Raw genomic sequence first — 15,329 nt, forward strand, 5'->3', positions numbered from 1 at the left:
TGTGGGAGTGACAGATGCAGACTAGCCACGAAGTTACGAGCAACAATCCCCCCGCCGCGTCGCTTGCACCGGTGCCGGTGCCATTCCTCACCGCGTATTCCGCGGCGATCAGGCGCTACGAGCTTCTCGAGCCGGGACAGGAGCAGCAGCTTGCACATCGCTGGCAGCAGACGCGGGACAAGAGCGCGGCGGATGCGCTCGTCACCAGCCATCTCAGGCTCGCGGCCAAGCTGGCGCGCGGCTACAAGGGATACAGCCTTCCGCTGGTCGATCTGATCGCAGAGGCGAATCTGGGCCTCGTGATTGCGGCGTCACGCTTCGAGCCCGGCCGCGGCGCGCGATTCTCGACCTATGCGGTCTGGTGGATCAAGGCCGCCATTCACGAGTACATCCTGCGGTCCTGGTCCCTCGTCAAGATCGGGACGACCGCCGCGCAGAAGAAGCTATTCTTCAAACTCCGCAGCGAGATCAGGAAAGCCACTGGCAGCGTGATGACCGGGCTCACACCCGACGGTCGCCGAATTGATTGCCGCGAAGCTTGCGGTGACCGCGCGTGACGTGATTGAGATGGACGCGCGGCTGCATGGCGACTTGTCGCTGAATGCGCGCGTCGGCGACGACGACAGTGGAACCGAGCTGGAAGCCTTACTGGTCGACGGGGCGGTCGACGCTGAGACGGTGCTGGCCGATCACGAGCAGACGGAGCATCGTGCCAAAGCCTTGCATATTGCGTTGGGCGGGCTTGCGGCGCGGGAACGTCACGTCTTCGAGGCGCGGCGGCTGAGGGAATGCCCTGTTACGCTCGATCAGCTGGCCCACGAATTGTCCATATCCAGCGAACGGGTTCGGCAGATCGAGATGCGCGCCTTCGCCAAGGTCAAGCGGGCGGTGACGCTCGCTGCGCAGGATGCGCCACGCGGCACCGCATGGAGAGTTTGAATTCGTTTTCATTTGAACGCGGGGCCGACCGTTCTCATCTGTTCGACGATCCGGCGTAACTCGCTCCAGGCAGACCACCATGGGAATTGTTCGCTTCGCGCTCCGGCTTCCGCACACATTCTATGTGCTTGCGGCGCTGATCCTGTTTCTCGGCGGCATCGCGATCCGGTCGATGCCGACAGATATCTTCCCGGAGATTCGGATCCCCGTCGTTACGGTCATCTGGAGCTACACCGGCCTCTCGACGCCGGAGATGGAGCAGCGCGTCAGTACCTACAGCCAGTATTCGATCAGCGCCAACGTCAGCGGTATCAAGAACATCGAGGCGCAGACCCTCAACGGGCTGTCGATTCAGAAGATCTACTTTCAGCCGGACGTCAATCTCGATCTTGCGATCGCGCAGATCGTCTCGGCGACCAACGCCATCCGCGCTCTGATGCCGCCGGGCATCCAGCCGCCGATCATCGTGCAGTTCAATGCCTCGAGCGTGCCGGTGCTCCAGCTCAGCCTCGAGTCGAACAGTCTCAATGAGCAGCAACTCTACGACTTCGGCATCTACCGGGTCCGTCAGCAGCTGGCTCCCGTTCCAGGCGTGACCTTGCCCACACCTGCCGGCGGCAAATACCGCCAGATCATGGTCGATATCGATCCGAACAAGTTGCTGTCGCGCGGATTGACGCCGCTCGACATCGTCAATGCGGTGAACACCCAGAATCTGACGTTGCCGACCGGCACGACCAAGATCGGCGACACCCAGTACACCGTTCGCACCAACGCGACGCCGGGCACGATCCAGGATCTCAACATGATCCCGGTCAAGTTCGCGAACGGGGCCACGATCTTCCTGAAGGATGTCGCCCAGGTCCGCGACGGCGCTCAGGTCCAGCAGAACATCGTGCGCGAGGACGGCCACCGCGCGGTCCTGCTCAGCGTTATCAAGAACGGAAATGCCTCTACGCTCGCCGTCGTCAACGGCGTGAAGGCGGCCTTGACGTCGATCCGCGCGTCGGCTCCGGCGGGGCTGAAGATCAACGAGCTGTTCGATCAGTCGATATTCGTCACCCATTCGGTCAATGGCGTGCTGCGCGAAGGTGCTATCGCTGCTGGCCTGACAGCGCTGATGATCCTGGTGTTTCTGGGATCGTGGCGATCGACGCTGGTTGTCCTGATCTCGATCCCGCTGGCGATGCTGTCCTCGCTGATCGTCCTCTATTTCCTCGGCGAGACCCTCAACACGATGACACTCGGCGGGCTTGCCTTGGCGGTCGGTATCCTCGTCGACGATTCGACGGTGACGATCGAGAACACGCACCGGCTCTGGACAGAGGAAGGCATGCCGTTGTCGGAAGCGACCCTGCATGGCGCCGCCGAGATCGCGGTGCCGACGCTGGTGTCGACGCTCGCGATCAGCTGCGTGTTCACCTCGGTCGTATTTCTGGAGGGGCCGGCCAAATATTTGTTCACGCCGCTTGGCCTCGCCGTGGTGTTCGCAATGCTGGCGTCCTACGGGCTATCGCGGACGCTCACGCCGATCACTATCGGCCTGCTGCTGAAGGGGGAGCGACGCCATGGTGAGGGCGAGCGCCCGTCGGGGATCTTCGCGCGCGCCTCCGCAGCATTCGAGCGCGGCTTCGAGCGCCTGCGCGATGGGTACTCGGATCTCCTGCTGAAAGTGCTGCGGCTTCGCGCCGTCGTACCCGTCGTCGCCGTGCTGGTGCTGGCGCTCGGAGCCACCATGTTCGCCTATGTCGGCAGGGATTTCTATCCCCTGATCGACGGCGGCCAGATCCAGCTTCATGTCCGCGCGCCCGCGGGCACGCGCATCGAGCGCACCGAGGCGATCTTCCAGGCGGTCGAGGACAAGATCCGTGAAGTCATTCCGGAGCATGACCGGGCGCTGATCGTCGACAATATCGGTCTCCCGGCGCGGGCCTACAATCTCGCATTCACCGACGGCTCCACGATCGGGGTGAACGACGGCACAATTCTGGTGTCGCTGAAGGACGGGCACAAGCCGACTGCGGATTACGTCAGGAAGCTGCGGCAGGTGCTGCCATCGGCATTCCCGGAGGACACCTTTTATTTCCAGGCGGCCGACATCGTCACGCAGATCCTGAACTTCGGTCTCCCGGCGCAGATCGATGTCCGCACGGTCGGGTACGGCGCTAACAACCTGGCCGTGGCCAAGGAGCTGCAGAAGAGACTGGCGGAGATCCCCGGAATAGTCGACGCGCATCTGCAGCAGGAGGTCGATGCTCCGGCGTTCTATGCTGACATTGACCGCACCCGCGCGGCGCAGCTGGGTCTCAATGCGAGCACGGTGGCGACCAACATCAATGTCAGCCTCAGCTCGTCCGCGCAGGTCTCGCCGAATTTCTGGACCGATCCGACATCAGGCATCCCGTATTACCTGGCTGTGCAGACGCCCGAATACAGGGCCAACTCGCTAAACGCACTGAGCAACACGCCGGTGTCGGCCTCGCTTGCCGCAAGCGGGCAGACGGTGCCCGGCCTGCTCAGCAATGTCGCCACCTTCAAGCGGGGCACCGTTCCCACCAATTCGAACCAGGTGAATGTCCAGTCGGTGTTCGACGTCTATGCGAGCGTCCAAGGCCGGGATCTCGGCAGCGTCGCGGCCGATATCGAGAAGGTGACGTCGAACCTCCAGAAGCAGTTGCAGCCGGGCAATTCGATTCAGGTTCTGGGACAGATCCAGAGCATGCATCAGTCGTTCCGCGATCTTGGAATCGGACTGCTGTTCGCCGCCATCCTGGTCTACCTGCTGATGGTCGTGAACTACCAGAATTTTGGCGATCCTTTCGTCGTCATCCTGGCGCTGCCGGCGACATTCTGCGGCATTGTAACGATGCTGTTCATCACTGGTACCACGCTGAACGTGCCCTCGCTGATGGGAGCCATCATGGCGATCGGCGTCGCCTCGGCAAACTCCATCCTGCTCGTGACCTTCGCGCGTGACGAGCAGTTGAAGGGACACACGGCCTTACAGGCGGCGCTCAGCGCGGGCCGAACGAGGATCCGGCCCGTCCTGATGACCGCGGCCGCGATGATCGTGGGCATGATCCCGATGGCGATTGGCGGGCCGGGCGAGGAGCAGAATGCCGCGCTCGCGCGGGCAGTCATCGGCGGCCTGCTGTTCGCAACCCCGACCACCTTGCTGATCGTGCCTTATCTCTTCGCCGTGCTGCGCAAGGGTAATGACGGCAAGCCTCGCCCTGACGTTGCCGCGGTGGCAGAGCAGGTTCGGACCAACGTTCCGGAAGTTCGGGTGGCGACAGTCAAGCCAAGCGGCAACATCATGAAGGTGAGCTTGCCGGCGACGACGACTGCGTTCGAAGCGGCCAACATTTTCGCGCGGACCAGCGGCTATATCGAGAAGCGCTATGTCGATATCGGCGATCGGGTCAAGAAGAGCGATCTCCTCGCGGAAATCACCGCGCCCGAGCTGGACCAGCAGATCGCGCAGGCGCAGGCGACGCTCGCCCAGAACCAGGCTGCCCTTCAGCAGGCGCAGGCGAGCCGGGAGCTGGCCGACGTCACCAATTCGCGGGACAGCAATCTCGTCAAGCAAGGCTGGTTGACGGCGCAACAGGGCGACAACGACCGACTCACCCTGCGCGCGCAGCAGGGTGCGGTGGGCGTCGCCCAGTCGAACATCACGGCGCAGGAGGCGCAGATTCGCGTCCTCCAACAGGAGAAGGCTTACCAGCGCGTGGTGGCGCCGTTCGACGGCGTGGTCACCCAGCGCAACGTGGACAATGGCAGCTTGGTGCAAGCAGGCTCCACCTTTATGTTCACGATGATGCATTCCGACGTGGTCCGAACTCAGGTTTTCGTACCGCAGGACGAGGCGTTCGGAGTTGGGCCGGGCGTCGATGCGGAAATCCGCGTCCCCGAGATTCCGGGGCGGACGTTTGCAGGCAAGGTTACGCGGATCGCGACCGCGCTGCAGCCGGGTAGCCGGACGCTGCTGACCGAGATCGACGTCCCCAATCCCGATGGCCTGCTCAGTCCCGGGATCTATTGCACCGTCGAATTGTCAATCCCGCGCAGGACGCCATCAGTGACGATTCCCTCCGACGCGCTCGTCTTCGATCAGAACGGCCTCCATGTCGTGGTCGTACGGAACGGCACGGTTCAATTTCAGCAGGTCTCGATCTCCCGGGACTTCGGTACCACGGTGGAAGTGCGAGACGGCGTGCAGGCCGGCGATCAGGTCGTGCTCAATCCGGCGGTCAGTCTGGCGGAGGGCAGCAAGGTCACCGTTGGCAAGACCGAGGTGAGTTAGGGATACGGAAATGATGCGGATCGCACTCGCAACGGTGATGGCTCTCCTGCTCGCCGGTTCTCCGGGCCACGCACAGGTCGCAACGACCGGCAGCACGGCAATGGATCTGCCGACGGTGCCGGGCGCGATCGTGATTTCGCCGCTCAACAGTCCGGGACCGTTTTCGGCGACGACCGTGCCGGGTGCTCCGGATACGACGCTGGCGCCTGTTCCGCTCGCTTCGGATCCGACCACGCCGGGGACGGTCGTCGTCTGCGCTCCACCGTCGTCATCGCCGGCGCCGGTGCCGGCGACTCCGACGGTATCGGCCACGGGCCTTTCGACATCGGGCATCGCAGCTCCGATCCTGCTGGCCATGGGACAGAACGGCAGCTCCATCGGGACTGTCTCCGCCGCTACGCCGGCGGGAACAGGTACGAGTGTCGCATGCAGCTCAACGCCGGGAGGGCAGATGACAAGCGCTGCGTCCCTGCCGCTTTCGGTACCGCAAGTGGCTGCAAGCCCCGCGCCTGGCACGATCCTGGCAGACATCGGCGGCGCCGGCGGCACTGGCATAGACCCGAACGTCGCCGTTGTGCCCAGCCCAAACAGCTCGGCCTGCGCGGAAGGGGTCTCGATGAATCTGGCGGAGCCTGCGACGGTGTTGCCGGCCAACGCCTCAGGCGCAGCACCGACGCCGGGCGTGTCGCCGATCCTTCCGCCGGGATGCTGAGGCGGAATTGCAGGGCATCACACCGCATTCGCCCGTCATGTTGCCGGGCGTAGCTTGCGGACTTCGGCATCCGGCGGAAGCATCGTTCCACCGTCCTTATATTTCCAGTCCACCATGACCGCCTTGTTGCCCCTGACCGTGGTGCGGCCGACGAATGTCCCCATCGTGCTCTGATGGTCGATGGAACGCCAGGCCGCCGGTCCAAACGGCGTATCGAAGCTGGCATTGCCAAACCCGTCCGCCATCGTTTCCGTATCGAGGCTCCCGAGGCGCTCGATCGGAGCGACGATGGAGCTGATCATGGCGTGACCGACCACGGAGCCCATGGTGGGAGGCTCGCCATATCGCGAGGAATAGGCCGACGCGAAGGAGCTGTTGGCCTGATCCAGGATCTCGGTCACGGGGTATCCGGTCACGATCCATCCTTTCGGCGCGTCCTCTCCGAGCGGATGGAGGTATTCGGGCTCGCCTGTCGTGAACGACACAACGTCTCGCCCTTCGAACAGGCCGCGATCATTACCTTGCCGGACGAATTTCGTGAGATCGGGCCCGAAGGTGACATTGAGGATCGCTTCGGGATTCTGCTGAGCGAGGGCGTTCACGACAATGCCGGCGTCGATGGCGCCCAAGGGCGGCCACTGACTGCCAACGAATTGGACGTCGGGTCGACGTTGGCTGAGAAGCTGCATGAACCACCTCACGGCCGACTGCCCGTACTCGTAGTTCGGAGCGATCGTCGCCCATCGTGTCGCCTTGAGTTGTGCTGCCTCCTCCACCAGCATCGCTGCCAGCATGTATGTCGAGGGGCGGAGCCTGTAGGAATATCGATGTCCCCGCTCCCAGACGAGGGCATCCGTGAGCGGCTCGCTTGCGACGAACAAGACTCGATTCTGCCGGGCAAAGTCGCTGACCGCGAGGCCCACATGCGACAGATAGGCACCTGCCAGCAGATCGACCTCGTTCCTGCGCACGAGCTCTTCCGCCGCGCGGATTGCGACGCTGGGTTTGCCTTCGTCGTCCCGGCTGATGACCTGCAGCTCTCGCCCGAGAAGGCCTGCTTTCGCGTTGACCTGCTCGACCGCCAGTTGCCAGCCGCGACGATAGGGCAGGGTGAACGCAGGTGCGCCGCTATAGGAGTTGATCTCGCCGATCCTGATCGGTCGAGTGCCCTGCGCACGGATCAGGCCGGGCGAAAACACCGAAGCGCCGATGCCGGCCAGAATCTGTCGTCGAGAGATGTTCATCGAGCAAGTCCGCAAGATGGAGTGATGGGTCATTTTGGCAGTGCAGGACAAGTTGTCTCGGCCGAGCCTAGCAACCTAGTGGCAGGTGCAAGACGCGGGCCGGTCGCTGTCGCATGTCGAAAGTGAGATGCCCGGTATTTCAGCCAGAGCGCGGGCGAAGGCGAGCGCGGGAAGATCGATCTCCTGATCGAACAGAGCGCTGACCGGACCGACGAGATCAAGGGCGGTCTGCTGACGGCTCGATCCAGCCATGATCCTTGCCCACGCCGCCGCAACCTTCAGCTCGTAGAAGCGGCATTGCTGGTCTCGGGCCACGGATAGTCCCTCGGCAAGCAGCAATTCGGATCGAGAAAGGTCGGAAGGGCCATTGGCCAGGAGAATTTCAGCCTTGATCCTTAACATCCTTAACAGGTCGGCAAGGCACCACAATTGCCGGCCTTGCCGCGACATGGACAAGGCCTCTTCCACCGCGGCCAGCGCCTGCGCAGCCTCGCCTCTCGCGAGCAGGCCTTCGGCGAGCGATCCGAGAAACTCGGGATTGCGCATCAGCCATCCGTTCTCGGTCCGCGCTTTCAGGCCGCTGCGCAGCAGCGCAATTCCGTCGTCGTGATTGCCTTGCAGGACCAGCAATTGTCCCTTCAGGCAAGACGTCCAACTGGTCCAGAAAGCTTCCCCTCGCGTGTGACGAGCTCGAGAAGGGAGGATATCGCCTGATCAGCGGCAGCGAGATCATGCGTCATCAGCGCGATGGGGCAGACGGCATTCCGGAGTGCGTAGGCGATCGCAAGCTTGTCCTTCTCACGCTCGGCCTCCTGGAGGCATTCGGCGGCCAGGGATCTGCTCTGGGCGATCTTTCCCTGCAACAGCAGGACGCGCGCCAACATCGCCTTGGCAAGAACGCTCTGGTTCAGCAGAAACCACATCTGGTTCACACCGCCGTTCAATCCGTGAGCCGATTGGTCCAGCGACAGAGTCAGTTCGCGCCGCGCATCCTCCTGCGCGCCAAAGAAATGGCTGGCGGCGCCGATCAGGCGACGGCCTACCGCCTCGTTGGCGGTATTTTCCGTGCGCAGTGCGATATCGAGGTAGCGTTCGCCGACCTCCTTGGCCGCGGCATATTGACCAGAGTTGAGGTTATAGCTCCACAAAGTCCAGACCGCCTTGAGCTGAAGCTCGAGATCGGACAATTCCTCGGCGAGCACGAGGCCGATGCTCAGCGCCGCCTTCATGCGATCCGCCGATGCCGTCGTGTTGAGAAGTGAGAATCCAAGGGCGACATAGAGCTGCGCCTTCAGCTTCGGAACGCAGCTGAACCCGGGACTGAAATGTGCAAGCGCATGCTCAATCCGTGTCGAACATTCCACGAAGGACAGCAGCTGCATCCATACCGGAACGAAGCCGGCCGTCAGCTCGATTCCAAGCGCGGTATCGCCACCGGGCGAGAACGCCCAATCGAGCGCCGCATGCACGTTTCCGATCTCCTGGGCGAAACGGGAGATGTCGTCGGGAGCGGGAGAGGCATCGCCGAGCGGCGCGATGATCTGCCTGAGAAAGCCGGCCTGCCGTTTGGCCACCTGTTCGACGAGGCCTGCGTCCGCGAGCTTCTCCAGCGCATAGGCGCGGGTGCTCTCCAGAAGGCGCCATCGTCCTTCGAACGAGGGGTCGAGCGACACTAGCGATTTCCCGACCAGATTGAGCAGCGTTTCGATGACGTCCGACCGGGACAAAGTGTCGTTCATCATCGCGCTGGCCGCATCGAGCGTGAAGCCGGCAGGAAACACCGCAAGTTGGCAAAGCAGGTTCTGCTCTCCCGGGGGCAAGAGGTCATAGCTCCAGTCCAGTGTCGCCCGCAGGGTCTGGTGGCGTGGCAACTGATCGCGGCGGCCGCCGTTGAGGAGTTCGAAGCGCTTGTCGAGGCGAAGCAATACAGTGTTTACGCCGAGATTGGCGGCGCGGGCCGCGGCAAATTCCAATGCGAGCGGAATGCCATCAAGCCGACGACAGATGGCGGCGATTTTCTGAAGCTCCTCAGCGCCTGCGGCGAAGCTTGCGCGCAGGGCCCGCGTTCGCGTGACGAACAGCTGCACAGCGCTTTCCCGGAGCAGCAGGTCGGGATCGTGCACATCGGGACCAGGAACCGACAGCGCCGGAATGGCCGCAACGTATTCGCCGTCGATACGGAGGCCTTCGCGGCTGGTCGCGAGGACCGTGACGTTCGGACAATAGCGCAGCACGGCGCTGGCGATCTGCGCGGCCGCTTCGATCACATGCTCGCAATTGTCCAGGACAAGAAGCAGACGGCGGGTCCCGATGCCTTGCGCAATGCTCGCGGCCGAGACTTCCTTGTCATTCGAGACGAGCTTGAGTGCACGGGCGCATGCGGATGCCGCAAGTGCCGCATCCTGCAGGGTCGCGAGTTCGACCAGCACGACGGAATCGTTGAAAGTGGAGGCGACGCTGCGCGCGAGCTCGATTGCCAGCTTCGTCTTTCCGATGCCGCCGGGCCCAACCAGGGTCACGGCCCGATATGCCGATAGCACATCAGCCAATTGTCTCAGACAGTCTTCGCGTCCGATGAGAGGCGCGCGGATGCTCGGCAGGTTGCTGGAAAAGGGTGCATCGGCCGGCACCGTGACAGGTGCGGCCAAAGGGTAGTCCAGATGCCCGCTTCGCCAGGTCCCGGCGAGTATGTATCCGCGGCCCGAAACCGTTTTGAGGAGATTGCGATCCTCGCCAAGCGCCTTGCGGACGGCCGAAATATGAACCTGAAGCGTGTTGTCTTCGACGGTCAGGCCCGACCAGACGCTCCCGATCAAATCGTCTTTGGTAACCAGGAGACCCACTGAGCCGACCAGCTTCTCGAGAATCTCGAACGCGCGGCTGCCGATTGGTACGGTGACATTGTCGTATCTTAGCTCTCTCCGTTGGCAATCGATGAGCCAATGTCCGAAAGAGTAAGTGCGATCGACCGGCGATGACATCGGGGGTCCGTGAATCAATTTCGCTGCCGTGATCCGGCGGAAATCACGAGCTCGCCCTTGAGATCACCGCCCCTTGGCAGAATTTGATAGCGTCGATGCGCTTGGGTCTCCTACAGGGGAGGTTGTCGGCGTGTCAAGAAGGCCCACTCAGTCGCCGGCGCTTCGTTCATCGTCGATGCTGGCACCCGACGCGTTCGTGTTCGATACACGAATTCGTGACGAGGTCGGGCGTGTGTCAGATTGGGAGAGGCGTTCGGAAGGAGGCTGATGCCATCAGTGAAGGCATCATTCGCTCACATCGCCGGGAGACGTCAGCGCAACAACTCCTAGGCACGATGCTTCGAGGAGACGTGCACCAGTCGCAAGAACGGCGGCCTGATCGTGAGCCGCCGTCCTTCCTACCGCCGAGGGCCAAAATCCGAAACGTTGAGAGGATCAATTTCCAGTCGGCGTCAACCGGACTTGCTCCGGTTCGGGAGCTCAGTAGCCCGACGTGGGCTCGCAGGGCGGCCGGCGCCAGGGAGCGGTTGCGTAAGCGCCGACGTCGGGAGCACGGGCGCAGCCGCGCTTGGAGGTGACAGGCACGCGCTGAGCCGACGCATAGGCCTCGACATTGGTACGCTTCGCGTTGCCTTCGCGAGCCATCGCAGGGGAGGCAATCATGGCTGCGACCACGAATCCGGCCGACAAGAGCTTCAGTGTAGTCATCGAACATCTCCTTGAGAAAGCGACGCCGGGAACGTCTCGGCCCGCTCGCGGGACATACGCATGTGCGCGCCGGATCCGCAGTGTTGATCGAACGAATATTTTCGTCTTTGCACGGAGTCGTCGCGGCGCGTTGACCTCAGACATCGACGGCCCATCCGACAAGGAGGTTCGCGCACTAGTCAGGCGAATGCTTTCCGTGCCGAGGCGCGCGAAGATTGCGAGCGCATTGCACGTTTCCAGATACCGAAGAACTGTTAAGTTTTGCAGTTGTCGGAATCGATGTGATCGGCCTTGCTTCGAAGCCGGCAGGGTGCGCCGCATGGCGCGGTCGCACTCCCGGACTGCGGACACCATCATTTGCACCTGGCAGAACGCAGGATGCTCGATTGCCGTGTCTCGTCATCGGTGCCAGCTGCGGTTGTGAAGGTGGCCCGCGGCGAAGACGGGCGCGGCGCCACCGGGCCGCTCGAGGCCCATTCGCCCGGCCGGCGTCAGCGCGCCACCATTCAGCACGTCGCGATCGGGGTACATCGATGCAAAGGCGGCTGGCTCCTGATCGGCGAAGGACCAGGCTGCGGATGCGGATGATATCGTTGCCGTTGAGAGTAGCGCAGCGGCGATTAGGATTCTGAATACGCTCATAGCGTTTCTCCATTGTTTGCTCTGTGCGGAGAGTCGCTTCGCGATGATCGCTGCTCGGCTAGTGGCGTTTCCGAAATTGTTCTTGATGGTTATGTAGGTCGTCCTGGTGGAAAACCCCGGCGTATGTGCATCACTCTTGCGGGAAGATTCTGTCTTCGTTGTCAGAATTCTCGCGCGATTGTGCGTGGTCAAACGCGTCCAGTGTCCGTTTCTGGAAGGCAGATAGTTTGAACATCTGGAGTGTGAGCAATGAGATCATTTGCTGTTGTTTGTATCCTCGCCAGCGTTGCGCTCTCGGGCACCGCGTCTGCCCGCGGTGGCATGGGATCGCATACGTCGATGGAGAGCGGCGGTGCGCTCGGTACGAGCGCCGCCGCACCAGGAACGAATTCGCTCGGCACCGCGCTTCCGTCTTCGGGCAGCGGTGGTCACGCGACTAAGGGGCCGTTGCTCGGCACGGACCAGACCATCGACAAGGAAGACGCCCGGCTCGAGAAGATGCTGGAAGGATCGATCTGCCGCGGCTGCTAAACAGCGCGCATTGCAAGACGGGAGTGGGGCGGCTGCGCCGCCCGGCTACCCGTGTCTTTCGAAAGAATTGATGGTAAGCTGGGTAGAAAATGATGAAACCGCTTGGGCTGTCCCAATGATGGCTGAGCCAGGCCAGCGTACCGTCTACATTTGCCGGGAATGGGAAATAGATCTTGCCAGACGCGAATTGCGCTTGACGAGAGAGCTCGTTCCCTTGGGGGGACGCGCCTTTGAGATTCTTGCCGAATTGGTGCAGGCGCAGGGCCATCTCGTCACCAAGAAAGATTTAACGGAACGCGTCTGGCGGGGCGTCTTTGTCGAAGAGAGCGCACTTCGCGTGCATATCGCGGCGATCCGAAAGGCGCTTGGTCCTGACCGCGACATGCTGTCAACCGCCGTCGGCCGCGGTTATCGTTTGCTGGGAGCGTGGCAGATCCAGCACATCGACACCCCGCCACAATCTGTCGCAACCGGCTTGCCGCCGTCGATCAACATTCCCAACGCAGCTTTCGATCTCATCGGCCGAACGGCTGCGATCGTACATTTGTGGCGGCTACTGTCGGCCTATCGCATCGTGAGCCTGGTCGGGCCTGGCGGCATTGGGAAGACGTCGCTGGCACTCGAGGCCGCCAGGACGCCGCCGCCCGGCTTTGTGGCTGACCGGTTGCTGGTCGAGCTGGCCTCGCTGTCTGATCCCAAGCTCGTCTGCTCGGTCATCGCCGGCGTGCTCGGCGTCAAGCTCGAGGGCGAGGAGATTTCGCCTGATGCCATCGCGCGTGCAATCGGCCATCGGCCATTGCTGTTCATTCTCGATAATTGCGAACATGTCATTGATGCCGTGGCGGTTGCGGCCGAGCTGATTGTCAGCCGCTGTTCCGGGACGTTCATTGTTGCGACGAGCCGGGAGGCGCTGCGCATCGAGGGGGAGCATGTCTACCGCGTGCCCCCTCTGGATGTGCCGCCTGAATCCCGGTTCGAATCCGCCGGCGCTTCTGCGTACAGCGCAGTGGAATTATTCACGAGCAGGGCGAAGGCGCTGGGTTCAAGCTTCGCGTCCGACGAGGAGAACATTAGCGCCGTCGCAACCATCTGCCGGCGCCTCGACGGCATTCCGCTTGCCATCGAGTTTGCAGCGGCGCGCGCAGTCATGCTCAGCCCGCCGAAGATCGCCGCACTTCTCGATGACAGGTTCAAATTTCTGACGACCGGACGGCGCACGGCGTTGCCGAGACAGCAAACGCTGCGCGCAACGCTCGACTGGAGCTATGACCTGTTGCCGGACGACGAGGCGTGGCTTCTCCGGCAGCTCGGCATATTCGCTGGCGAATTCGAGCTCGATGCAGTGATCGCGGTCGCCGGCGAGGGCATCAGCGACGTGACCGGCCAGCTTGCCCGGCTGGTGGTAAAGTCGCTCGTTCTCGCTGATATTCGCGGCGACAGTCCTCATTATCGCTTGCTGGATACAACACGTGCCTATGCATTGGAGAAGCTGCACGCCGCCGGCGAACATCCCGACGCGGCCTGCCGCGAGGCGAAATACTATTGCGGAGTCTTTGCCCGCGCCGAAGCAGACAGCGAAGTAAGGCCGCAGGCGGAGTGGCTCGCCATCTATGGCCGGCACATCGACAACGTCCGCACGAGCCTCGATTGGGCCTTCTCGTCCGGCGGAGACTCGCAACTTGGGGCGGCCTTGACGGCGGCTGCTGTCCCACTCTGGGTGCAGTTGTCGCTCCTCACCGAATGCCGCGAGCGGACCGAACTCGCCCTGGCGCGCCTCGATCCGACGGCCTCGAACGCGCCGCGGCTTCGTATGCAGCTGTCGGCCGCGCGCGGCTGGTCGCTGATGTACGGTGTTGGAAGGGCCCGGGAGGCCGGTCCCGCCTGGGCTGAGACCCTTCAGCTTGCCGAACAGCTCGGTGACAGGGACTATCTGTTGCGCGCGCTTTGGGGACTCTGCATCGATCAGTTCAACAACGGCGGATTCCGCAGGGCGCTCGAATTTGCGCATCGCTTCGCGGCGGTCGTGGCTGATTCCGGCAATCCCGTCGACCGGATGATGGCCGACCGGCTGCTTGCGACGACGCTGCACTATCTCGGCGATCAGCGGCAGGCCTATGATCATATCGGGCGAACCCTGTCTCGCCTCTCGGATCTGGCGGCCAAGCCTCAGGTCATCCGGTTCCGCTTCGATCTGCGGGTCTCGACGCGCTACTTCCAGGCGCGGATACTGTGGCTGCTCGGCCTCGCGGATCAGGCCTTGAGCGTCGTCGAGCACAACGTCGAGGAAGGCCGGACCAGTGGTCACGCTCTCACTTTCTGCAGCGTCCTCGGCCAGGGTGCTTGCCCGATTGCCCTCCTGACCGGCGATCTCGACGCGGCCGAGCGCTATTGCACGATGCTGCTCGAACATACCGAGCGCCACCCGATCCGCTTGTGGAATCTGTGGGCGCGCGCCTTCAAGGGCCTGTTGATCGCGCGCCGGGGCGACCTTGCGACCGGATTGCCGTTGCTGCGCAAGACGCTCGAGCTTGCCCGCGAGGCGCGTCACCTGCCGCGCTTTCTGCTTATGCTCGGCGAACTCGCGGTATGTCTCGGCGAAGCCGGCGAGGTGTCACAGGGGCTTGCGACCGCCGACAAGGCGCTCGCGCGATGCGAGGCGAGGGACGAGGGGTGGTATGTCGCCGAACTCTGGCGCATCAAGGGCGAATTGCTGCTGCTTCCCGGCGAGCGCCGCTCGACGATCTCTGCCGCGCAGGCCTTCGACAGGGCGTCCGAAGTGGCCCGGAGCCAGGGCGCGTTGTTCTGGGAGCTCAGGACGGCGATCAGCATGGCGCGATTGCGGATGAGCGAGGGGCGTCCGGCCGATGCGCGCCATGTTCTGGCGTCCGCATACGGCAAGGTCACCGAAGGCTTCGAGACAGCAGACTTCCGCGACGCGCGCGCAATGCTGGCGGAGCTGGGGTCGTAGGCGAAGCCCCGGGGAGCGACATCCGATTTAACTCATCGGATGCCGGTGCGGCCTCGGTGAGCGCCGCATCCCCCGTGCTCTGGAACGTTCCACAATTCGCGTGTAAGGCCGCTTGTGCCGCGCGTCGACGTCTCTTTGCATGCGCAGCGGGGACCGGCAGCCCGCACGAGTCGTTCGAGACTGCACCCCTCTATCGCGATTGCCTATCCGATTCACACATCGGCCATTCGCAGTGAGGCGCCAAATTTGATGCGCTGGAGGGCTTCGAGCCCCAAGCGCATGGTTTTTGGTCCCGGCT

At 63.0% G+C, this 15,329-nt stretch carries 9 protein-coding genes and 3 pseudogenes; 6 read left to right on the top strand and 6 right to left on the bottom strand.

Going from position 1 to position 15,329, the window contains the following annotated elements:
- Nucleotides 1-14: 14 nt before the first annotated feature.
- The 4 genes and pseudogenes from rpoH to ABIB06_RS22890 all read left to right on the top strand — a co-directional run bounded on the left by rpoH (nucleotide 15) and on the right by ABIB06_RS22890 (nucleotide 5,957).
- Nucleotides 15-939, top strand: a pseudogene (gene rpoH / locus ABIB06_RS22875) (RNA polymerase sigma factor RpoH).
- Nucleotides 940-1,018: 79 nt separating this feature from the next.
- Nucleotides 1,019-4,180 (top strand): annotated as a pseudogene (locus ABIB06_RS22880) (efflux RND transporter permease subunit); the annotation flags it as partial.
- 75 nt (nucleotides 4,181-4,255) lie between these two features.
- Nucleotides 4,256-5,245, top strand: coding sequence for an efflux RND transporter periplasmic adaptor subunit (locus ABIB06_RS22885; RefSeq protein ID WP_354070287.1), 990 nt, complete (start codon nucleotides 4,256-4,258; stop codon nucleotides 5,243-5,245).
- 10 nt (nucleotides 5,246-5,255) lie between these two features.
- Nucleotides 5,256-5,957 carry a hypothetical protein gene (locus tag ABIB06_RS22890; protein WP_354048551.1) on the top strand — a complete coding sequence of 234 codons (702 nt, stop codon included), beginning with the start codon at nucleotides 5,256-5,258 and terminating at the stop codon, nucleotides 5,955-5,957.
- 35 nt (nucleotides 5,958-5,992) lie between these two features.
- Here ABIB06_RS22890 and ABIB06_RS22895 read toward each other — a convergent pair whose 3' ends face one another.
- From ABIB06_RS22895 to ABIB06_RS22920, 6 genes and pseudogenes are all read right to left on the bottom strand, one after another.
- A complete protein-coding gene (locus ABIB06_RS22895; RefSeq protein WP_354048550.1) occupies nucleotides 5,993-7,201 on the bottom strand; it encodes an ABC transporter substrate-binding protein in 1,209 nt (402 codons plus the stop codon).
- Nucleotides 7,202-7,276: 75 nt separating this feature from the next.
- Nucleotides 7,277-7,747, bottom strand: a complete 471-nt coding sequence (locus ABIB06_RS22900) for a hypothetical protein (protein ID WP_354070279.1) — start codon at nucleotides 7,745-7,747, stop codon at nucleotides 7,277-7,279.
- A 92-nt stretch (nucleotides 7,748-7,839) separates the two neighbouring features.
- Nucleotides 7,840-9,720, bottom strand: a complete 1,881-nt coding sequence (locus ABIB06_RS22905) for an ATP-binding protein (protein ID WP_354048828.1) — start codon at nucleotides 9,718-9,720, stop codon at nucleotides 7,840-7,842.
- A gap of 225 nt (nucleotides 9,721-9,945) precedes the next feature.
- A pseudogene (locus ABIB06_RS22910) lies at nucleotides 9,946-10,182 on the bottom strand (winged helix-turn-helix domain-containing protein); the annotation flags it as partial.
- A gap of 480 nt (nucleotides 10,183-10,662) precedes the next feature.
- Nucleotides 10,663-10,890: a hypothetical protein gene (locus ABIB06_RS22915; protein ID WP_354048547.1), complete on the bottom strand. Its 228-nt coding sequence runs from the start codon at nucleotides 10,888-10,890 to the stop codon at nucleotides 10,663-10,665.
- A gap of 399 nt (nucleotides 10,891-11,289) precedes the next feature.
- Nucleotides 11,290-11,532 carry a hypothetical protein gene (locus ABIB06_RS22920; protein WP_354048545.1) on the bottom strand — a complete coding sequence of 81 codons (243 nt, stop codon included), beginning with the start codon at nucleotides 11,530-11,532 and terminating at the stop codon, nucleotides 11,290-11,292.
- A gap of 249 nt (nucleotides 11,533-11,781) precedes the next feature.
- Here ABIB06_RS22920 and ABIB06_RS22925 point away from each other — a divergent pair, with 249 nt between their 5' ends.
- Both ABIB06_RS22925 and ABIB06_RS22930 read left to right on the top strand, forming a co-directional pair.
- Nucleotides 11,782-12,063, top strand: a complete 282-nt coding sequence (locus ABIB06_RS22925) for a hypothetical protein (protein WP_354048543.1) — start codon at nucleotides 11,782-11,784, stop codon at nucleotides 12,061-12,063.
- A 193-nt stretch (nucleotides 12,064-12,256) separates the two neighbouring features.
- Nucleotides 12,257-15,031, top strand: a complete 2,775-nt coding sequence (locus ABIB06_RS22930) for an ATP-binding protein (RefSeq protein ID WP_502916598.1) — start codon at nucleotides 12,257-12,259, stop codon at nucleotides 15,029-15,031.
- Nucleotides 15,032-15,329 lie beyond the last annotated feature (298 nt).

This window comes from Bradyrhizobium sp. LB8.2, from assembly GCF_040548035.1.
Lineage (GTDB): Bacteria > Pseudomonadota > Alphaproteobacteria > Rhizobiales > Xanthobacteraceae > Bradyrhizobium.

What these genes read in the sequence shown, in the direction of transcription:
- ABIB06_RS22885 (WP_354070287.1), top strand. Translation starts at nt 4,256, where the DNA reads ATGAAGGTGAGCTTGCCGGCGACGACGACTGCGTTCGAAGCGGCCAAC.
- ABIB06_RS22890 (WP_354048551.1), top strand. Translation starts at nt 5,256, where the DNA reads ATGATGCGGATCGCACTCGCAACGGTGATGGCTCTCCTGCTCGCCGGT.
- ABIB06_RS22895 (WP_354048550.1), bottom strand. Translation starts at nt 7,201, where the DNA reads ATGAACATCTCTCGACGACAGATTCTGGCCGGCATCGGCGCTTCGGTG.
- ABIB06_RS22900 (WP_354070279.1), bottom strand. Translation starts at nt 7,747, where the DNA reads ATGCGCAATCCCGAGTTTCTCGGATCGCTCGCCGAAGGCCTGCTCGCG.
- ABIB06_RS22915 (WP_354048547.1), bottom strand. Translation starts at nt 10,890, where the DNA reads ATGACTACACTGAAGCTCTTGTCGGCCGGATTCGTGGTCGCAGCCATG.
- ABIB06_RS22920 (WP_354048545.1), bottom strand. Translation starts at nt 11,532, where the DNA reads ATGAGCGTATTCAGAATCCTAATCGCCGCTGCGCTACTCTCAACGGCA.
- ABIB06_RS22925 (WP_354048543.1), top strand. Translation starts at nt 11,782, where the DNA reads ATGAGATCATTTGCTGTTGTTTGTATCCTCGCCAGCGTTGCGCTCTCG.